This window comes from Pseudomonas persica (assembly GCF_900291015.1).
Classification (GTDB): domain Bacteria; phylum Pseudomonadota; class Gammaproteobacteria; order Pseudomonadales; family Pseudomonadaceae; genus Aquipseudomonas.
Genome location: NZ_OLKL01000227.1, coordinates 1 through 258, shown reverse-complemented (window position 1 = coordinate 258; position 258 = coordinate 1). Strand labels below are relative to the sequence as shown.

Below are 258 nucleotides of genomic sequence, written 5' to 3'. Positions count from 1 at the left end.
CACAAGGACCGCCTGCTGGTGCTGGGCATGCACATCCCGCTGTTCGATGCGGCACCGGGGCGCGAGACCTTCCGCCATGCCGACCGCCAGCGCCTGTTCGACCTGCTGAAGGACTTCCGCAACGTGCTGGTGCTCAGTGGCCACAGCCACACCCAGCAGCACGTCTACCACGGCAAGGCTGACGGCTGGCAGGGCGCCAGGCCGCTGCACGAGTACAACGTCGGTGCCAACTGCGGTGCGTTCTGGTCGGGCGTGAAG

At 67.4% G+C, this 258-nt stretch carries 1 protein-coding gene; it reads left to right on the top strand.

Going from position 1 to position 258, the window contains the following annotated elements:
* Positions 1-258 (top strand): metallophosphoesterase family protein (locus tag FQ664_RS26370; RefSeq protein WP_144175932.1); only part of this gene is annotated, 258 nt, incomplete at both ends.